The organism is Roseobacter weihaiensis (assembly GCF_020622345.1).
In the GTDB taxonomy this organism is placed as follows: domain Bacteria; phylum Pseudomonadota; class Alphaproteobacteria; order Rhodobacterales; family Rhodobacteraceae; genus Roseobacter; species Roseobacter weihaiensis.
Genome location: NZ_JACNMO010000009.1, coordinates 1 through 15,875, shown reverse-complemented (window position 1 = coordinate 15,875; position 15,875 = coordinate 1). Strand labels below are relative to the sequence as shown.

Here is a 15,875-nt window from a genome sequence, read left to right as displayed (position 1 = left end):
CCAGAGCCTCTGGGCGCAAAAGGAAAGACACGTTGAAAGACCTGAAAAAGACGCGTGCACCCGGCACGATCAAGCTTGCCCAGGACCCTCACAGGGTGCGTGAGGCGCGCGAAAAGGTTCTTGAGATCGCGATTGGCCGCGAAGTGCGGAGCCATCGCAGGCAAAAAGACATTACCGTTGCGGAGCTTTCGGCGAACACGGGGCTGTCGATCGGCATGCTCTCCAAGATCGAGAACGGGAATACCTCCCCCTCGCTGACCACGCTCCAGACCCTTGCAAATGCGCTGTCCGTGCCGCTCACCGCTTTTTTCAAAGGCTTCGAGGAAAAGCGCGAGGCAGTTCATACCAAAGCCGGCGAAGGTGTGGAGCTGGAGCGCGAGGGGACCCGCGCCAACCATCAGTATAATCTGTTGGGCCACATCGGGTCCAACGCCAGCGGCGTGATCGTGGAGCCCTATCTCATCACCCTGTCGGATAAGTCGGACGTCTTTCCGACATTCCAGCATGGCGGCATAGAGATGATCTATATGCTCGAAGGCGAGGTGGATTACCGGCATGGCGACAATGTCTTTAAGATGCAGCCCGGAGACACCCTGTTTTTCGACGCGGATGCGCCCCACGGCCCTGAGGTGCTGGTGAAACTGCCCGCCAAGTATCTTGCGGTGATTTCCTACCCGCAGATGACCTGACTCGCTCTGCTCGCGCGGGGCTATTTGGCCAGTGGCGGTTCGGTCTCTAGATCCGGCCAGATGCCGGGCGAGGTTGGCAGCCCGTCGTCAAAACCTGACAGGTAGTCCAGCATCAGCGGACGATTGTCGATGAAGCCCTTGTATGTCGCCAGTTCCGCTGGCAGATCGCGCACCACCCGGTGCAGCCGCCGCCCCCATTTCGGGACGGTCATCAGATCCTGAAAACTGCACAGGTAACACCGGATCGGAAACACCAGCGCATTCGATCTCGGCAGGCGGAAAAATGTCTGCAACTCAACCCGCAGATGCTGTTTTGCGCCGATGTTTTCAGGTGTGAGCGTGGTCTTCTGGATGCCCCATTTGTGGTAGTTCTCGGGGCTGGTGTCGAGTAGCGGGTTCACCGTCATCGTCCAGTTCAGCCGACGCGCCGGCGCGCCCTGCTGGATGTTCATCAGGAACTTGAGCGCGCGCACAAAGATGCCCTTTTCATGCGCCATCGGCACCGGCGCGTGCCATTCGAAAAAGTTCATGCCGATGTCGAAATCGAGGCTCCAGTCCGCCTGGGTGGTAACCATGCCCGCGTCCATCCACAGGTTGTCGTCACGCTGATCCAATACGGCAAAATCGCCCTGCGTCTGCCGCGTGATGTATTCCAGTGGACCGTAGGGCAGCGTCGCTTCATCCAGAAACGTGAAGGTATCGTCAATGCCCAGCGGCTTGTTGATCCAGCGCCAGCGATTGCCATCGCGGTGCAGCTCAAAAAGATCCGGGTAATCCTCGGACTTGCTGACCATGATAAGCTCCAGCACATCCCAGCCCGCCAGCGTCATATGAGGCAGCGACTGGCAGCGCAAAGGATCTTCACTCAGGACCTGCGCGCGGTCGCGCATTTCGCTCACGTAATGCTCGTCCACGTCAAAGCGTTTTTCGTAGACCGATCCTTCGGGCCCGCCCCGGTGTTGCTCCATGTTGACCGAATACATGTAGCTGTCTTCGTGGAACGGAAAGGGAAACCGCTTGAGCGCCCAATCGGAATTCCGAAAGGTGTAATCGTCGCGAAAGGTCTCGTCGTTGAATTGAATTGTCATGAGGGCTCCTTATCGGTCCAGCACGAGGGTTCTGCCCTCAAATCGTGACACGCAGGGCATGATCTTTTTGCCGCTCGCCTGTTGTTCCTCTTCCAGCCAGTGATCGCGGTGAATGAATTTGCCTGCATAGTCGATCACATCCGTCTCGCACTGACCACAAGCACCGCCCCGGCACAGATAGGGCGCATCGACACCGGCGCGTTCAATCGCCTCGAGCAGGCTTTCGTGCTCGCCCACCGCGATGACCTTGTTCGACACAGCCAGCTTGACCTCAAAGGGTTTGCCAGGCTGTGGGGCGAGGAACTCCTCGTAATGCACCATCTCCCGCGGCCAGCCCTCGGCTTGGGCGGTGGAGCGCACCCAGTCGATCATGCCTTTCGGCCCGCAGACATAGACATGGGTGCCCAGCGGCTGGCCATCCAGCAGGTTTTTCAGGTCAATCGCCTGATCCTGATCATCGTAATAGACATGGGTCTCATTCGGGTGATGCGCTGTCAGCTCATCCACGTAAGACCCCAGCGCCGGGGTACGGCAGGCGTAATGCAGCTCCCAATGGCCCCCCAAACGCTCAAGCTGCTTGATCTGAGCCAGAAACGGCGTGATCCCGATGCCCCCGGCCAGAAACAGATGCTTTTTGGCCCGCAGATCGAGTGGAAAGAGGTTGACCGGGTAGCTGATCGTCATCTCGTCCCCGACCTGCACTTTTTGATGCATGAAGAGCGAGCCACCGCGTCCTTTATCATCGCGCCGCACCGAGATCGTATAGGCGGATGGGTCCATCGGATCGGACATCAGCGAATAGGGGTTGAGCCGCGTGATCTCACCATCCTGCATCTCAACCACGGTGTGTGCACCGCCAGAGAAGGTGGGCAAAGCGCCACCGTCTACCCGCTCGAACCGAAAGCGCGTCACCAGATCGTTGACCGGCACGATCTCGGTCACCTTGACGGCGATTTTTTCTGCGCCACTCATTCGTAAATCCCCTTTGGCTCCGGCACGCATCCAGGCGCTTCGGCGTCGATACACACGCCCTGATAGGCGGCCAGTCGGCGCGAATAGTGATCGCGCACAAACAGGTTCAACCCGCAGTGGGAGCAGACAAAGGGGTCAACCGCCACATCTTCGGTGATGCCCTTGCAGTGCACACATTGCATGCGCCGCGCGACGGACCCGCGATGCTCAGTCTGGATGGCGGCGTGCGGAATGCCCGCTTCTGCCGCCTCGCGCATCGCCTGTCCCATCAGCCCTTCGCTGCCCGACAGATACACCTGAAGCCCCATCTTGGCATCCTCAAGCGTCTTGCGCAGCCGTGGCAGGGAGGCCGCATAGCTGGGCCCGACATAAAGCTGCGCGGGGTTCAGGGCACGCAGGGCCGTTTCGAAATCGGTTCCTTTGGGGATGTAGATGATATGCGCGGACGCCATCAGCGCGGGCGCCACCTTGGCCAGATCAAGGATGGCCTCGGCCCCCTCTGCGTCGGCCACGAACAGGTACGCCGAGCCTGACTGCGGCTCAAAGCTGCCCCAGACCGGGCGGCTCTTGATGCTGGGTGGAAAAGCGAAGGTCGACATTGGGTTCCTCTGGCTGATGCTGGTCACACTTGGGGCTGATCCGGTTCAGCCCTTGGCGGTTCGAATGGACTTGTCCTTGTCATAGAAAGGCATTTCCTGCGCGGTTGCAGCAATTTCGGCCCCGTCCGCGTTACGCACTGTCAATGCGGTGCCGGGCGTTGCACAAGAAACGGGCATGCGGGCAATGCCCACGTTGTGCTGGTTGAGCTCCGAATACATACCGAAGGTGACAACACCGACCTTTTCACCGTCTTTGAGCAGGTCCGCGCCTTCGTCGGCGGGGGTCGTCCCGTCCAGCAGGACACCGTAAATCTTGAAGCGTTCCTTGCCCTCGGAGGCATAATGGTTCTCGGCCCCGATGAACCCTGTCTTGCCGGGAGAAACAGTGAACTCCAGACCTAGTTCCCACAGCGTATCGCCGCAGGTCTCACCGTCGAAGGGATAGGTCTCGGAGTTGTCGCCGGGATAAAACAGCAGATAGCTCTCGGTGCGCAGCAGATCGAGCGTGCTGAACTGCACCGGCTGGATGCCCATCGACGCCCCTTCCGAAAGGATGTTGTCCCAAAGGTGCACCGCATGTTTGCGCTGGCAGAAAATCTCGTACCCGCGCTCTCCCGTATACCCGGTGCGCGAGATCATCACGGGGCAGCCAAAAAGTTTGGTCTGCATCATACCGAAATAGGCCAGATCGCGGATGCCCTCGACGTGCTTGGCCAGAAAATCAACGGCGACAGGCCCTTGCAGGGACATATCATGCATGTCGTCGTCAAACAGAACAGAACAGTTTTTGGCGGCGGCCACCGTTGTCAGTTGCTCCATGCCTGTACCGGTGCCATGCACCACCAGCCAGGAATTCACCGACAGCCGGTAGATAATGCAGTCGTCAACGAACTTGCCCTGATCGTTCAGGATCGAGGCGTAGGTGGAGCGGCCGGGCATGATCTTTTCCACGTTCCGCGTTGTGACCCGGTCGATCACATAGGCCGCATCGGGCCCGACCACGTGGCATTTCTTGAGCCCCGAGACATCCATCAGCCCCGCCTTGGTGCGGATCGCCTCGTAGTCGGCCTTGGCGCGTTCAGGCGTATGATCGTAGAACCACGCGGTGCCCATGCCATTCCAGTCTTCCAGCTCGCCGCCGATTTCCGCGTGGCGCTGCGCCAGTGCTGATGTTCTCCAAAGAATGGCCATTCCGATCTCCCACTTGATGTGTTTGTTGCCTTGATTGAGACTCAGGACAGCCTCAAAATCAAGACTGTCAGTAGAAAAAGTTTCCTGCTGGGCAAATGAAACGACAGGAAAAAGGGGCCGCGCTGACGGCCCCTCTGGATGCGCGCTCGCTTACTTGTCGAAGCGTTTGGCCTTTTGCGCCTCAGACCGCTGGCCATAGACCAGCACGAGCACGCAGAGCAGCCCCGCGACAAGTGTTGCACCCCCCGGCAGGGCAGATCCCCAGCCCATGAACATGGCACCGTCAACAACCGACCAGCTGGCTTCTTCGTATGGAAACATATCTTTCTCCTTTCAGGTTTGTCGTTATTCGGCGGGATGCGCAGGTGTCACAGGGGCGTCATCCCCCCATTCCGGGTAGCCCCGTGCAGGGACCTTGACGAGGTCCATGCCGGCCTCTTCCGCCCCTTGCGGAATACGCAGCATGCCCAGCATTTTCAGAACCAGCGAAACCACGTAGCCCGGCACAAAGCCGATCAGGAAAAACACCACGGCGCCCACGATCTGCCCCATCAAAGAAATCGTCGGCACACTGCCTGCCTCCCCCTGAAGCGCCGGAAAACCAGAACCCCAGATGCCGAGCATAATCAGACCGTAGAGACCGATTGTGCCATGCACCGTCACCGCACCAACCGCATCGTCGATGCCCCGGTTTTCAAGGAAATCCGCACAGGGCTTGAGCAGAATGCCGGCCGAAAACGCGATGATGAAGGCCAGCGCCGGATAATAGATATCAAGGCCGGAGGCGACCGAGATGATCCCCGCCAGCGCGCCCGACATCATCCAGAACGGATCGCGGGTGAGAACCCAGCTGCCGATGATACCGCCCGAAATGCCCATCAGGATGTTGAAGGACAGCGCAGACAGCGTGATCGGCGTGCCGTATATGGTGGTCGGCGTGCTGGCAGACCAGCTCCACGCTTCACCCGGTACGATCACGCAGGCCATCAGAAAGCCCCAGAACCCGACGATGATAAGCATCAGGCCCGTGACCGTCAGCGGCAGGTTGTGGCCCGGAATGTGATTCGCCGAGCCGTCCGCGTTGAACTTGCCGATACGGGGCCCAAGGTTGATGAGCACGCCCAGGGCAAAGAAGCCCGCAACCGCGTGCACAAGGCCCGCCGCGCCAAAGTCATGTACGCCCCATTGGGTGACCAGCCAGCCGTCCGCATGCCAGCCCCAGGCCGCCGCAACGACCCAGGCAAAAGAGCCCAGCACAACCGCAAGGATCACAAAGCCCACGGTCTGGATGCGTTCAATGACAGCCCCCGACATGATCGACGCCGTTGTTGCCGCAAAGAGCGCAAAGGCGCCAAAGAAAACACCCGAGGCCTGATCCGCTATATTTGGCCCCATGTACTGAGCACTTTCCCCCCAGCCCCACGCAATGGCATTGGCATATTCCACACCGGAGATGCCCGCAGGCCCGGGTGCCCCCGGCAGACCCGTGGGGAAGCCCCAGTAGACCCACCAGCCAAAGAAGTAGAATGTGGGGATCATGAAGGCGAAGGCGAGGATGTTCTTGACCCCCGACGACAGGACATTTTTGAGCCGCGAGGCCCCCATCTCATAGGCAAGAAAGCCCGCGTGGATGATAATCATCAGCGGGATGGTTAGATAATAGAATGTCTCGGCGAACATCGTGTTGGTGACCGCAGCCACCGCACTTGCCGCCTCTAACTCGGCCACTTTGGCTGCGAGTTCTGCAAGTTGTTGTTCCACGTTTTTGACCCCCGTGTCGGCTATCTGTTGGATGTGGCTGCTTTGCGTTTTCGCGCCACTGTCGGAACAGAACCACGAGATGCCGCATCTGACTAGTATTTTTTGCCCAACATGAAAAAAAGTTTCCCAACAGTTGAGCCGTGATTTTTTTGGTGCTAGCGTCGGATTCGTATGCCGCCCGAGGGGCGGTGTTTTTTCGGGGAATTCACCATGTGCGGAATAGTTGGACTGTTTCTGAAAGACAGCCGTCTCGAACCTCAGCTGGGCGCGCTGCTGACGCAAATGCTCATTACCATGACAGATCGCGGTCCGGACAGCGCGGGGATTGCGATTTATTCTGGAGAACAAGAGGATAAGACCAAGCTCACCCTTCAGTCGGAGACACCTGAAACCAGCTTTGAGGACCTTGCGGCGCGGCTGGGCGCGCCCCTCGGCATACCCGTCGACGTGCGCGTGAAAAGCACCCATGCGGTGGTGACGCTACCAGCGGGTCAGACGGCCGCTGCACGGGCCGTTTTGACGGATATCGACCCGTCCCTGAGGGTCATGAGCAGAGGCGACAGCATCGAGATTTACAAGGAAGTCGGCCTGCCCAAAAATGTGGCAGCTCGCTTTGAGATTGAAAAAATGCGCGGCACGCATGGCATCGGCCATACCCGCATGGCGACCGAATCAGCCGTCACCACGATGGGCGCGCATCCGTTCAACACAGGCGACGATCAGTGCCTTGTGCACAATGGCTCGCTGAGCAACCACAACTCCCTGCGCCGCAAACTGCGCCGCGAGGGCATCCATATCGAAACCGAAAACGACACCGAGGTGGGCGCCGCCTATCTGACCTGGAAGATGCAGAACGGCGCGACACTGGGGGAGGCTCTGCAAAGCAGCCTTGAAGACCTCGACGGCTTTTTCACCTTCGTGGTCGGCACCAAGGATGGCTTCGGTGTGCTGCGCGACCCGATTGCGTGCAAACCTGCGGTGATGGCGGAAACCGACCAATATGTGGCCTTCGGCTCGGAATATCGCGCGCTGGTGGACCTGCCGGGCATCGAGGCGGCCCGCGTCTGGGAACCGGAGCCCGCAACGGTCTATTTCTGGAGCCATAACGCGGCCCCCACCAGCAGCGAAAAGGCCGCCTGATATGCAAACGATTGATCTGCAACAGACCGATTTGCGGACCTTGAATGCCACCCTGCATGCGCAGGCCGAAACCACAAACCAGACCACCTGGACCATTGAAAACCCGCGCGGGGCGCATGCGCTGGCCTGCGGGCTCGATGCGCCCATTGAGGTCACGGTCAACGGGCACACAGGCTACTACTGTGCGGGGATGAACAAGCAGGCGACGGTCAACATCAAGGGCTCTGCCGGGCCGGGCGTGGCCGAGAACATGATGAGCGGCACAGTCGTGATCGACGGGGACGCCAGCCAATACGCAGGGGCCACGGGCCATGGCGGCTTGCTGGTCATCAAGGGCAATGCCTCTTCGCGCTGCGGGATCTCGATGAAGGGCATCGACATCGTGGTGCACGGCAACATCGGACATATGAGCGCCTTCATGGCGCAGTCGGGCAATCTGGTGGTCTGCGGCGATGCCGGCGAGGCCTTGGGCGATTCGCTCTATGAAGCGCGCCTGTTCGTGCGCGGATCGGTCAAATCGCTCGGCGCCGATTGCATCGAAAAAGAGATGCGGCCCGAACATCTCGAAATCCTCGCCGACCTGCTGGCGCGCGGCAGCTCTACGGCCAAGCCCGAGGAATTCCGGCGCTACGGCTCGGCCCGCAAGCTCTATAACTTCCACATCGACAACGCATATTGAGGAATGGCGATGAAAGACGATGAAACACGCGGCATTCCCCGCACCGTTCCCATACAATCGGCCACTTTTTCGAACCCTGTGAATGCGGAAATTCGCCGGGCCGCGGCGACCGGCATCTACGACATTCGCGGCGGCGGAGCCAAACGCAAGCTGCCGCATTTTGACGATCTGCTGTTTCTGGGGGCCTCGATCTCGCGTTACCCGCTCGAAGGCTATCGGGAGAAATGCGAAACCGCCGTCACGCTGGGCACCCGCCACGCGACAAACCCCATCGAGTTGGACATTCCGATCACCATTGCTGGGATGTCTTTCGGCGCCCTCTCGGGCCCGGCCAAGGAAGCGCTGGGGCGGGGCGCCACGCTGGCGGGGACCTCGACCACCACCGGCGATGGCGGCATGACCGATGAGGAACGCGGCCATTCCGACAAGCTGGTCTACCAGTACCTGCCCTCCCGCTACGGGATGAACCCCGATGACCTGCGCCGCGCGGACGCCATTGAGATTGTCGTGGGCCAAGGGGCAAAACCGGGGGGCGGTGGCATGTTGCTGGGTCAGAAAATCTCGGACCGGGTGGCGGAGATGCGCAACCTGCCCAAGGGGATCGACCAGCGCTCTGCCTGCAGGCACCCGGACTGGACGGGACCCGACGATCTGGAGATCAAGATCCTTGAGCTGCGCGAGATCACCGGCTGGAAGGTCCCGATCTACATCAAGGTCGGCGGCGCGCGGCCCTATTTCGACACGACGCTGGCGGTCAAGGCGGGCGCGGATGTGGTGGTGCTGGACGGCATGCAGGGGGGCACAGCCGCCACGCAAGATGTCTTCATCGAACATGTGGGCCAACCGATCATCGCCTGCATCCGCGAAGCCGTGCGCGCCCTTCAAGACCTTGGCATGCACCGCGAGGTACAGCTTGTCGTCTCCGGCGGCATCCGTACGGGAGCCGATGTGGCCAAGGCCATGGCCATGGGAGCAGATGCGGTGGCCATCGGGACCGCGGCCCTCATCGCTTTGGGGGACAACGACCCCAAGTGGGAGGAAGACTATCAGGCCTTGGGGACCACCGCAGGGGCCTATGATGACTGGCACGAGGGTCAGGACCCCGCCGGCATCACCACGCAGGATCCCGACCTGATGGCGCGGCTCGATCCCGTCGAAGGCGGGCGACGTCTGCACAACTACCTCAAGGTCATGACCTTGGAGGCACAGACCATCGCGCGGGCCTGCGGCAAGAACCACCTTCATAACCTGGAGCCGGAAGACCTTTGTGCACTGACGCTGGAGGCGGCGGCGATGGCCAAGATCCCCCTTGCCGGCACCGACTGGTATCCCGGTAAACCAGGCACATCCTACTAACCGCAAAAGGGGCGCGCCGGAGCATCGGACGCGCCCTTACAACATCGATGACAGGGAACACGCATGACACTTGATCTCGCCAGATTTGCAGCCGACAACGGCGTAAAATACTTCATGATCTCCTTTACCGACCTCTTTGGCGGGCAACGCGCCAAGCTGGTGCCCGCGCAGGCCATCGCCGATATGCAGGAGGAGGGCGCGGGCTTTGCCGGCTTCGCTACCTGGCTCGATATGACGCCCGCGCACCCTGATATGCTGGCGGTGCCGGACCCGGCCTCGGTGATCCAGCTGCCGTGGAAGCCCGAGGTCGCTTGGGTGGCGGGCAATTGCGTTATGGAAGGCGAAGATGTGGCGCAAGCCCCCCGCAACGTGCTGCGCCGCCTGGTGGCAGAGGCTGCTGAGGAAGGCCTGCGTGTCAAAACCGGCATCGAGGCGGAGTTCTTCCTGCTGACCCCCGATGGCAGCGAGATCAGCGATGAATTCGATACCGCCGCCAAGCCCTGTTACGATCAACAGGCGGTGATGCGCCGCTATGACGTGGTGGCCGAGATCTGCGACCACATGCTGGCCCTGGGCTGGGGCCCCTACCAGAACGACCACGAAGACGCCAACGGTCAGTTCGAGATGAACTGGGCGTTCGACGATGCACTGGCCACCGCCGACAAACATTCGTTTTTCAAGTTCATGGTCAAATCGGTGGCCGAGAAACACGGGCTGCGGGCGACCTTCATGCCAAAGCCCATCGAAGGGCTGACCGGCAATGGCTGTCATGCTCACATTTCGGTCTGGGACAGGGAGGGCAAGACCAACGTCTTTGCCACGGACAAGGCCGAGGGGCCGACGGGAGAACTGGGCCTCTCCGAGCAGGGCAAGTTCTTTCTGGGCGGGATCATGAAACACGCCTCGGCGCTCGCCGCCATCACCAACCCGACGGTGAACAGCTACAAACGCATCAATGCGCCGCGCACCACCTCCGGGGCGACATGGGCGCCAAACACTGTCACCTGGACGGGCAACAACCGCACCCACATGGTCCGCGTCCCCGGCCCCGGTCGGTTTGAATTGCGCCTGCCCGATGGGGCCACCAACCCCTATCTGCTGCAAGCGGTCATCATCGCGGCGGGGCTGTCGGGAATCCGCAGCCAGGCGGATCCGGGCAAACGCTATGACATCGATATGTATGCCGACGGCCACAAGGTGCGAGGGGCCCCGAAACTGCCGCTCAACATGCTGGATGCTTTGCGCGAATACGACAAGGACAAGGGGCTCAAGGCCGCGATGGGCGAGGAGTTCTCAAAGGCCTATCTGAAGATGAAGCACCAGGAATGGCTGGATTTCTGTGCACATTTCTCAGCTTGGGAGAAAGCCAACACACTTGACATCTGAGGGGTCGGAAACGCCGAAAACAAAGGCTGTGTACAGAAATGCTCGGCCACTGCCTGTTTCCTGTTGTGAAAAAATATTGACTTAAAGGTCGTGCATCGCGCCCAATCGGGCAGACATAAATAAAACGTTCCGGGAGTATCACTATGACAAAACGCATCGCTGTCATCGGCGCTGGCCCCTCGGGCCTTGCGCAGCTGCGCGCCTTTCAATCCGCTGCGGCAAAAGGCGCAGATATTCCCGAGATTGTCTGTTTCGAAAAACAATCCGGCTGGGGCGGTTTGTGGAATTACACCTGGCGCACCGGGCTTGATGAGTATGGCGAGCCCGTGCACGGCTCCATGTACCGCTACCTGTGGTCGAACGGCCCCAAGGAAGGGCTGGAGTTCGCGGATTACTCCTTCGAGGAACATTTCGGCAAACAGATCGCCTCTTATCCGCCGCGGGCGGTGCTGTTCGACTATATCGAAGGGCGGGTAAAAAAGGCCGGGGTGCGCGACTGGATCCGGTTCGAGACTGCCGTGCGCTGGGTCGAGAAGGACGGCGATACTTTCAAGGTCACGGTCTGCAACCTGCCCGAAGATCACACCTATACCGAGGAATTCGACCATGTGATCGTCTGCTCGGGCCATTTCTCCACCCCGAATGTTCCCTATTTTGCGGGCTTTGAGAGCTTCAAGGGACGGGTGCTGCACGCTCATGACTTCCGCGATGCGATGGAATTCAAGGACAAGGATATCCTGATCGTCGGCACCTCCTATTCGGCCGAAGACATCGGCTCGCAATGCTGGAAATACGGCTGCAAGAGCGTGACCGTCAGCCACCGCACCGCCCCGATGGGGTATGACTGGCCCAGCAACTGGCAGGAGGTGCCGCTGCTGATCCATGTGGATGGCAATACCGCGCACTTCAAAGACGGGACATCCAAGGACGTGGAGGCGGTGATCCTCTGCACCGGCTACAAACATCACTTCCCCTTCCTGCCCGACAGGCTGCGTCTGAAAACGGCCAACCGGCTGGCCACGGCGGACCTCTACAAAGGGGTCGCCTATATCCACGAACCTGCACTGTTCTACATCGGGATGCAGGACCAGTGGTTCACCTTCAACATGTTCGATGCGCAGGCCTGGTGGGTGCGCGACGCGATCATGGGGCGGATCGAAATGCCGGATCTGGCCACCATGCAGGCCGATGTGGCAGACCGCGTGGCCCGCGAGGACGCGGGCGAGGATGACTACGACGCCATCTGGTATCAGGGCGACTATGTCAAAGAGCTGATCGAAGAAACCGACTACCCCACCTTTGATGTCGAAGGGGCTTGCCAAGCCTTCAAGGAATGGAAAGGCCATAAGAAAAAGGGCATCATGACTTTCCGCAACAACAGCTACAAATCCGTGATCACCGGCACCATGGCCCCGGTACATCATACTCCCTGGAAGGACGCGCTCGACGACAGCCTGGAGGTCTATCTCCAGAACTGATGCAGGTGCTGATCTTTCAGCATGTTGCGAGCGAACGACCTGCTGCCTTCTCGGACCATATCGCGGCAGCGGGCGACACCGCCCATGTTGTCCGGTTCTATCAGGGTGATCCGATCCCGGCCTTGACCGCTTTTGACGCGCTCATTGTGATGGGCGGTCCGATGGATGTCTGGGAGAGCCACAGCCATCGTTGGTTGATCGCCGAAAAGGCCGCAATCGCCCGATGGGTGCGAGATTTGGGCAAGCCGTATCTGGGCATTTGCCTCGGTCACCAATTGCTTGTCGATGCCCTTGGCGGCACATGCCAACCGCTCGCGACCCCGACCGTGGCCATCGGCCCCGTTGCCCGCACCGGTGCCCCGGACCTGGTCTTCGACACTCTGCCCGCACGGTTTCCGGTGTTGCAGTGGCACGGGGTGGCGGCGACCCGCCTGCCACCAGACAGCATCACGCTCGCCGGCTCACCGGCCTGCCGTCATCAGGCGATCCGGGTCGGTCCCCATGCCTGGGGCGTGCAGTTTCACCCCGAGATCACTGCAGGTCTGGTGCGCGGGTGGCTCACAGATCCGGCCAATATGGCCGCTGCCGTGCAATGGTTCGGATCACAGAACGCGACCGAAGCCTTCGTGACAGAGTGCGACGCACATAGCGGCGATGCTCTGGTGCAATCTGCCACGCTTTATGAAGGATTGCGAAGGAGCGTCCCCGCCCAGACCCCTATTGGCCGTGCACCTCCCCGGCCCGGCTGACCGCCCCAACCGCGGTCGATGCGATCAGGACCCTGATCGCCCTCTGGCCCTGCTGAACTTGCTGCCCGTCATACCGTCGGCGGCATTGCCCTCTTCCCAGTCCGGCATATCATTGATGAGGATCGCGGCAACACGGCGAAAGACAACCCGCAACCTGTCAACATGCGGCCCGGTGTGGTCTTCGTCATCCAGCGCTTTATCCATGCAGAACAGCCAGTTTTCCGCGTCTTCCCAACGTTTGCCACGACATCTTCCCTTTTTCGGACACATCGTTTCCTTTTTTCAGCATGGTGATCAGACGACATCGGCGCAGTAGTTGGTTGCAAGGCGGCAGGCCGCTTTCGTGCAGGCGTTTCTCGATGCCTGTCTCTCTCATGCGGATGGCTATGGCCTGCGCGCAGCGGAGCGACGTTTGGCCTACGTCGGCGCGGCGCTGATCCACGGCATTTACTGGTTCGATGATCCGCTGATGGGCGCGCTCCGCCGGATCGTCGCCCAAGGTGAGACGGTCGATCTGATGCACACGCAGATGACCGACTTTTATGCGGGCTTCGCCTGATGGGACCAAATGGCAACCCGAACAACCCCGCGCTGCTCCGGCAGGGTCTTGCCGCCACAGACGGCCAACCCGGCGGCGATGTGGGGCAGATCTGCGAGGACTGCCCTGACAACTGGGTCGAAGCGGAGGCCGTGGATGACAGCACCGGCCAGCCGCTTCCCGGCATAAGGCTACCGCATCTACGACATGACCAACGGAGACCGTGTCGCCTCGGGCATTTTGAACGACGAAGGCCAGTCGCCCCGCCACAATATTCCGCTGCCCGTCACACAACTCTATGTGATCTTCGGCACTGAAGCCGCCATGGCCAAGGCCGAGGAGCAGATCGGAGAGCGCCAACGCGAGCAGGCGTTGCAGCAAAACGCGGTGTCCGACTGGCGCGGTATTCCCGCAGACCTTGACGAACAAGGCTTCAACCAGGCCTATGATCAGGCCGCGCGCGAGTCTGGCAGACACGATAATCCCGGCGTGGGTCTCTTCGAAGGCGCGGGCTACGGCGCAAATATGCTGTGGGATTATGTCTCTTCGGGTTTTGATTCCCAGCACATGCTCAACGAACTCTATCTCGACGACCCACGCAGGAACTTCGAGCAATATCAGCTGGCCACCAACGCACGGCGCGCATCGGATTCCGAGAGCTTTTGGGGCGGCGGCGACCAGGGTCTGACCTTTGGATTTGGCGAAGAAGGCATGGCGCGGCTGGAGACGCTGTTCACCGACCGCTCTTACGAGAAACTTGTTGCAGAACGTCGACAACTGATGAATGTGGAACGGCTTGCCAACCCGAACTGGTTTGTCGGCGGCGAACTCGCGGTGGCCGTGCCCACGATCGTTGTTCCCGTCGGAGGGGTCGCCGCCAACGCCGCCCGCGCCAGGCAAGGCGTGCGTGGCGCTGTCCCAGCCGGTGCCCGCACCGGTGCTGCAACAGGCGGCCTCTCGGGCGCGGGCCACGACGAAGGCGGCGTGCTCGACCGCCTCGACGGCGCGGCCCTGGGTGCGGCCACCGGAGGCCTCGCGGGTGCCGTCCTCTCAGAAGCTGGTGTGCTGATTGCGAGGGTCGTCGCAAAATCCAGGATCATGGGCAAGATAAAGCCCCATGTGCCGCTGAAACGAGAGCCTTGGCACAAGCCGGGTTTGGGTGACGAATGGTATGATCCTAAAACGGGAGAACTCATATGGCCAAATACTCAGACCACCGGATTTCCTGATGGTTTCTCTGCTCCACCTGTTCGCCAGACACTGCCGCCAGGTACCAAGATTGATAGATACAGTGCAAAAGTTGGAGAAATGGATACCGGCAAGACGATGAACAGATCGGTTTGAACGTCCGAGCTTGGCAGTAGTGTCGATATTTAATGACTACCGCCCTGCGACGGGTCGCCATCCTGCGGCGAGAGCTTCGGCTTCGTAGCAGAACCAGCGCTCGTCATTGTCAGTGTTGATTTTGGTGTTGCCGTAGTTGGGTGACCACGGCGTGTGATAGATTTTCAGCTTGGCCTTATGGTACCCATTCAATGCGGAGAACCAAGGTCACAAAGATCTACAAGAAGACAGGCAACCTATGCGCGGTTCAGCTCTTGTTGGGTTATACGAAAATGGATAGCGCAGTTCGGTATCTGGATGTTGAGCTGGAAGATGCTCTTGCGATTGCAGAAGCCATTGAAATCTAACGAAGCGGGCCATCTTCAGGGACGGCCCAGAGCGGAAGTTGAGCTTGTGGGTATTGCTGCAGCGCAGCTTTCCTGAAGCGGACGTTGACGCGTGCAGAATATGACCAGCCGAGCTGCCGATATCTCCGCTAGCAATTCTTCGGAATCTTGGCGTGCAAGCCGCTCGGCCAATTCTTTCCGTCTTGCAAGCGTCTCGTAATACTCCTGGGCTTCGATGTCGGTATGAAAATCAGCCTCGGGGGCAAGATCGTTCACAGCGGCCTCAACTTCTTCCAGAGACACTGTAAAAAATTCTTTGCGCATGTTGGATGCGTTGATCCGCCGATCTGCGAACTGGTTGTGTAACGCCGTCTCTAGCGCAGGAGCTTCCTCTGAATAGATCATGGCATGGGTATCGAACAAGAAAGGTACGGAGGCATCTCCTAATTCGCACTTCTCTAATCGGGCGTTTGGGTCAAGTTCATTTCATTGTGTCATTTCCGTGCTGTAGGAATCCTTGTCTCTCATCCGGGTCACACTTCTCTTCGCAGTCATTGATGGTCCTGTTCGGTTGGGCCG

Annotated in this window: 17 protein-coding genes and 2 pseudogenes; 10 read left to right on the top strand and 9 right to left on the bottom strand. The window is 59.9% G+C overall.

What is annotated here, in order from left to right; all coding sequences use genetic code 11:
• Positions 1–32 precede the first annotated feature (32 nt).
• Positions 33–689, top strand: a complete 657-nt coding sequence (locus H7847_RS11830; RefSeq protein ID WP_227269690.1) for a helix-turn-helix domain-containing protein — start codon at positions 33–35, stop codon at positions 687–689.
• A 20-nt stretch (positions 690–709) separates the two neighbouring features.
• On the opposite strand, the gene H7847_RS11825 is transcribed toward H7847_RS11830, so the two are convergent.
• The 6 genes from H7847_RS11825 to H7847_RS11800 form a co-directional block, all read right to left on the bottom strand.
• On the bottom strand, positions 710–1,777 hold the full coding sequence (locus tag H7847_RS11825) for a heme-dependent oxidative N-demethylase family protein (RefSeq protein WP_227269689.1): 1,068 nt from the start codon (positions 1,775–1,777) through the stop codon (positions 710–712).
• Positions 1,778–1,786: 9 nt separating this feature from the next.
• Positions 1,787–2,749, bottom strand: a complete 963-nt coding sequence (locus H7847_RS11820; protein WP_227269688.1) for a PDR/VanB family oxidoreductase — start codon at positions 2,747–2,749, stop codon at positions 1,787–1,789.
• Entirely contained in the window at positions 2,746–3,348 is a 603-nt protein-coding gene (locus H7847_RS11815) for a dimethylamine monooxygenase subunit DmmA family protein (RefSeq protein WP_227269687.1), read from the bottom strand. The genes H7847_RS11820 and H7847_RS11815 overlap by 4 nt, the downstream gene beginning before the upstream one ends.
• Positions 3,349–3,393: 45 nt before the next feature.
• Positions 3,394–4,539 (bottom strand): aminomethyltransferase family protein, encoded by a 1,146-nt coding sequence (locus H7847_RS11810; RefSeq protein WP_227269686.1) that lies wholly within the window; start codon positions 4,537–4,539, stop codon positions 3,394–3,396.
• 150 nt (positions 4,540–4,689) lie between these two features.
• Positions 4,690–4,860, bottom strand: coding sequence for a hypothetical protein (locus H7847_RS11805; RefSeq protein WP_227269685.1), 171 nt, complete (start codon positions 4,858–4,860; stop codon positions 4,690–4,692).
• A gap of 24 nt (positions 4,861–4,884) precedes the next feature.
• Positions 4,885–6,300: an ammonium transporter gene (locus tag H7847_RS11800; protein ID WP_227269684.1), complete on the bottom strand. Its 1,416-nt coding sequence runs from the start codon at positions 6,298–6,300 to the stop codon at positions 4,885–4,887.
• Between the two features lie 210 nt (positions 6,301–6,510).
• Here H7847_RS11800 and H7847_RS11795 point away from each other — a divergent pair, with 210 nt between their 5' ends.
• The 6 genes from H7847_RS11795 (at position 6,511) to H7847_RS11770 (ending at position 13,088) form a co-directional block, all read left to right on the top strand.
• Positions 6,511–7,440, top strand: a complete 930-nt coding sequence (locus H7847_RS11795) for a class II glutamine amidotransferase (RefSeq protein ID WP_227269683.1) — start codon at positions 6,511–6,513, stop codon at positions 7,438–7,440.
• A 1-nt stretch (position 7,441) separates the two neighbouring features.
• Positions 7,442–8,119, top strand: coding sequence for a GXGXG domain-containing protein (locus tag H7847_RS11790; RefSeq protein WP_227269682.1), 678 nt, complete (start codon positions 7,442–7,444; stop codon positions 8,117–8,119).
• Between the two features lie 9 nt (positions 8,120–8,128).
• Entirely contained in the window at positions 8,129–9,475 is a 1,347-nt protein-coding gene (locus tag H7847_RS11785) for an FMN-binding glutamate synthase family protein (RefSeq protein WP_227269681.1), read from the top strand.
• A 63-nt stretch (positions 9,476–9,538) separates the two neighbouring features.
• Positions 9,539–10,861, top strand: a complete 1,323-nt coding sequence (gene glnT, locus H7847_RS11780; RefSeq protein ID WP_227269680.1) for a type III glutamate--ammonia ligase — start codon at positions 9,539–9,541, stop codon at positions 10,859–10,861.
• A 143-nt stretch (positions 10,862–11,004) separates the two neighbouring features.
• Positions 11,005–12,339, top strand: coding sequence for an NAD(P)-binding domain-containing protein (locus tag H7847_RS11775; RefSeq protein WP_227269679.1), 1,335 nt, complete (start codon positions 11,005–11,007; stop codon positions 12,337–12,339).
• Positions 12,339–13,088, top strand: coding sequence for a type 1 glutamine amidotransferase (locus tag H7847_RS11770; RefSeq protein ID WP_227269678.1), 750 nt, complete (start codon positions 12,339–12,341; stop codon positions 13,086–13,088). Before H7847_RS11775 ends, H7847_RS11770 begins: the two co-directional genes overlap by 1 nt.
• Positions 13,089–13,112: 24 nt before the next feature.
• Here the strand turns inward: H7847_RS11770 and H7847_RS11765 are convergent, their stop codons facing one another.
• A complete protein-coding gene (locus H7847_RS11765; RefSeq protein ID WP_227269677.1) occupies positions 13,113–13,292 on the bottom strand; it encodes a globin family protein in 180 nt (59 codons plus the stop codon).
• 112 nt (positions 13,293–13,404) lie between these two features.
• On the opposite strand from H7847_RS11765, the gene H7847_RS11760 reads away from it, so the two are divergent.
• Together H7847_RS11760 and H7847_RS11755 are read left to right on the top strand one after the other, a co-directional pair.
• Positions 13,405–13,647, top strand: a complete 243-nt coding sequence (locus tag H7847_RS11760) for a hypothetical protein (protein WP_227269676.1) — start codon at positions 13,405–13,407, stop codon at positions 13,645–13,647.
• Between the two features lie 186 nt (positions 13,648–13,833).
• A complete protein-coding gene (locus tag H7847_RS11755; protein ID WP_227269675.1) occupies positions 13,834–14,970 on the top strand; it encodes a hypothetical protein in 1,137 nt (378 codons plus the stop codon).
• 36 nt (positions 14,971–15,006) lie between these two features.
• Here the strand turns inward: H7847_RS11755 and H7847_RS27365 are convergent, their stop codons facing one another.
• Positions 15,007–15,162, bottom strand: a complete 156-nt coding sequence (locus H7847_RS27365) for a sunset domain-containing protein (RefSeq protein WP_455115531.1) — start codon at positions 15,160–15,162, stop codon at positions 15,007–15,009.
• Between H7847_RS27365 and H7847_RS11750 the strand changes: the two are divergent.
• A pseudogene (locus H7847_RS11750) lies at positions 15,147–15,317 on the top strand (integrase); the annotation flags it as partial. The gene H7847_RS27365 and the pseudogene H7847_RS11750 overlap by 16 nt on opposite strands.
• 15 nt (positions 15,318–15,332) lie before the next feature.
• Here the strand turns inward: H7847_RS11750 and H7847_RS11745 are convergent.
• Positions 15,333–15,755: pseudogene (locus H7847_RS11745) on the bottom strand (GIY-YIG nuclease family protein); the annotation flags it as partial.
• Between the last annotated feature and the right edge of the window lie 120 nt (positions 15,756–15,875).

Bases quoted from the DNA above. Each gene is read 5' to 3' on its own strand.
- H7847_RS11825 (WP_227269689.1), bottom strand. From the start codon at position 1,777: ATGACAATTCAATTCAACGACGAGACCTTTCGCGACGATTACACCTTT.
- H7847_RS11820 (WP_227269688.1), bottom strand. From the start codon at position 2,749: ATGAGTGGCGCAGAAAAAATCGCCGTCAAGGTGACCGAGATCGTGCCG.
- H7847_RS11815 (WP_227269687.1), bottom strand. From the start codon at position 3,348: ATGTCGACCTTCGCTTTTCCACCCAGCATCAAGAGCCGCCCGGTCTGG.
- H7847_RS11810 (WP_227269686.1), bottom strand. From the start codon at position 4,539: ATGGCCATTCTTTGGAGAACATCAGCACTGGCGCAGCGCCACGCGGAA.
- H7847_RS11805 (WP_227269685.1), bottom strand. From the start codon at position 4,860: ATGTTTCCATACGAAGAAGCCAGCTGGTCGGTTGTTGACGGTGCCATG.
- H7847_RS11795 (WP_227269683.1), top strand. From the start codon at position 6,511: ATGTGCGGAATAGTTGGACTGTTTCTGAAAGACAGCCGTCTCGAACCT.
- H7847_RS11790 (WP_227269682.1), top strand. From the start codon at position 7,442: ATGCAAACGATTGATCTGCAACAGACCGATTTGCGGACCTTGAATGCC.
- H7847_RS11785 (WP_227269681.1), top strand. From the start codon at position 8,129: ATGAAAGACGATGAAACACGCGGCATTCCCCGCACCGTTCCCATACAA.
- glnT (WP_227269680.1), top strand. From the start codon at position 9,539: ATGACACTTGATCTCGCCAGATTTGCAGCCGACAACGGCGTAAAATAC.
- H7847_RS11775 (WP_227269679.1), top strand. From the start codon at position 11,005: ATGACAAAACGCATCGCTGTCATCGGCGCTGGCCCCTCGGGCCTTGCG.
- H7847_RS11770 (WP_227269678.1), top strand. From the start codon at position 12,339: ATGCAGGTGCTGATCTTTCAGCATGTTGCGAGCGAACGACCTGCTGCC.
- H7847_RS11765 (WP_227269677.1), bottom strand. From the start codon at position 13,292: ATGGATAAAGCGCTGGATGACGAAGACCACACCGGGCCGCATGTTGAC.
- H7847_RS11755 (WP_227269675.1), top strand. From the start codon at position 13,834: ATGACCAACGGAGACCGTGTCGCCTCGGGCATTTTGAACGACGAAGGC.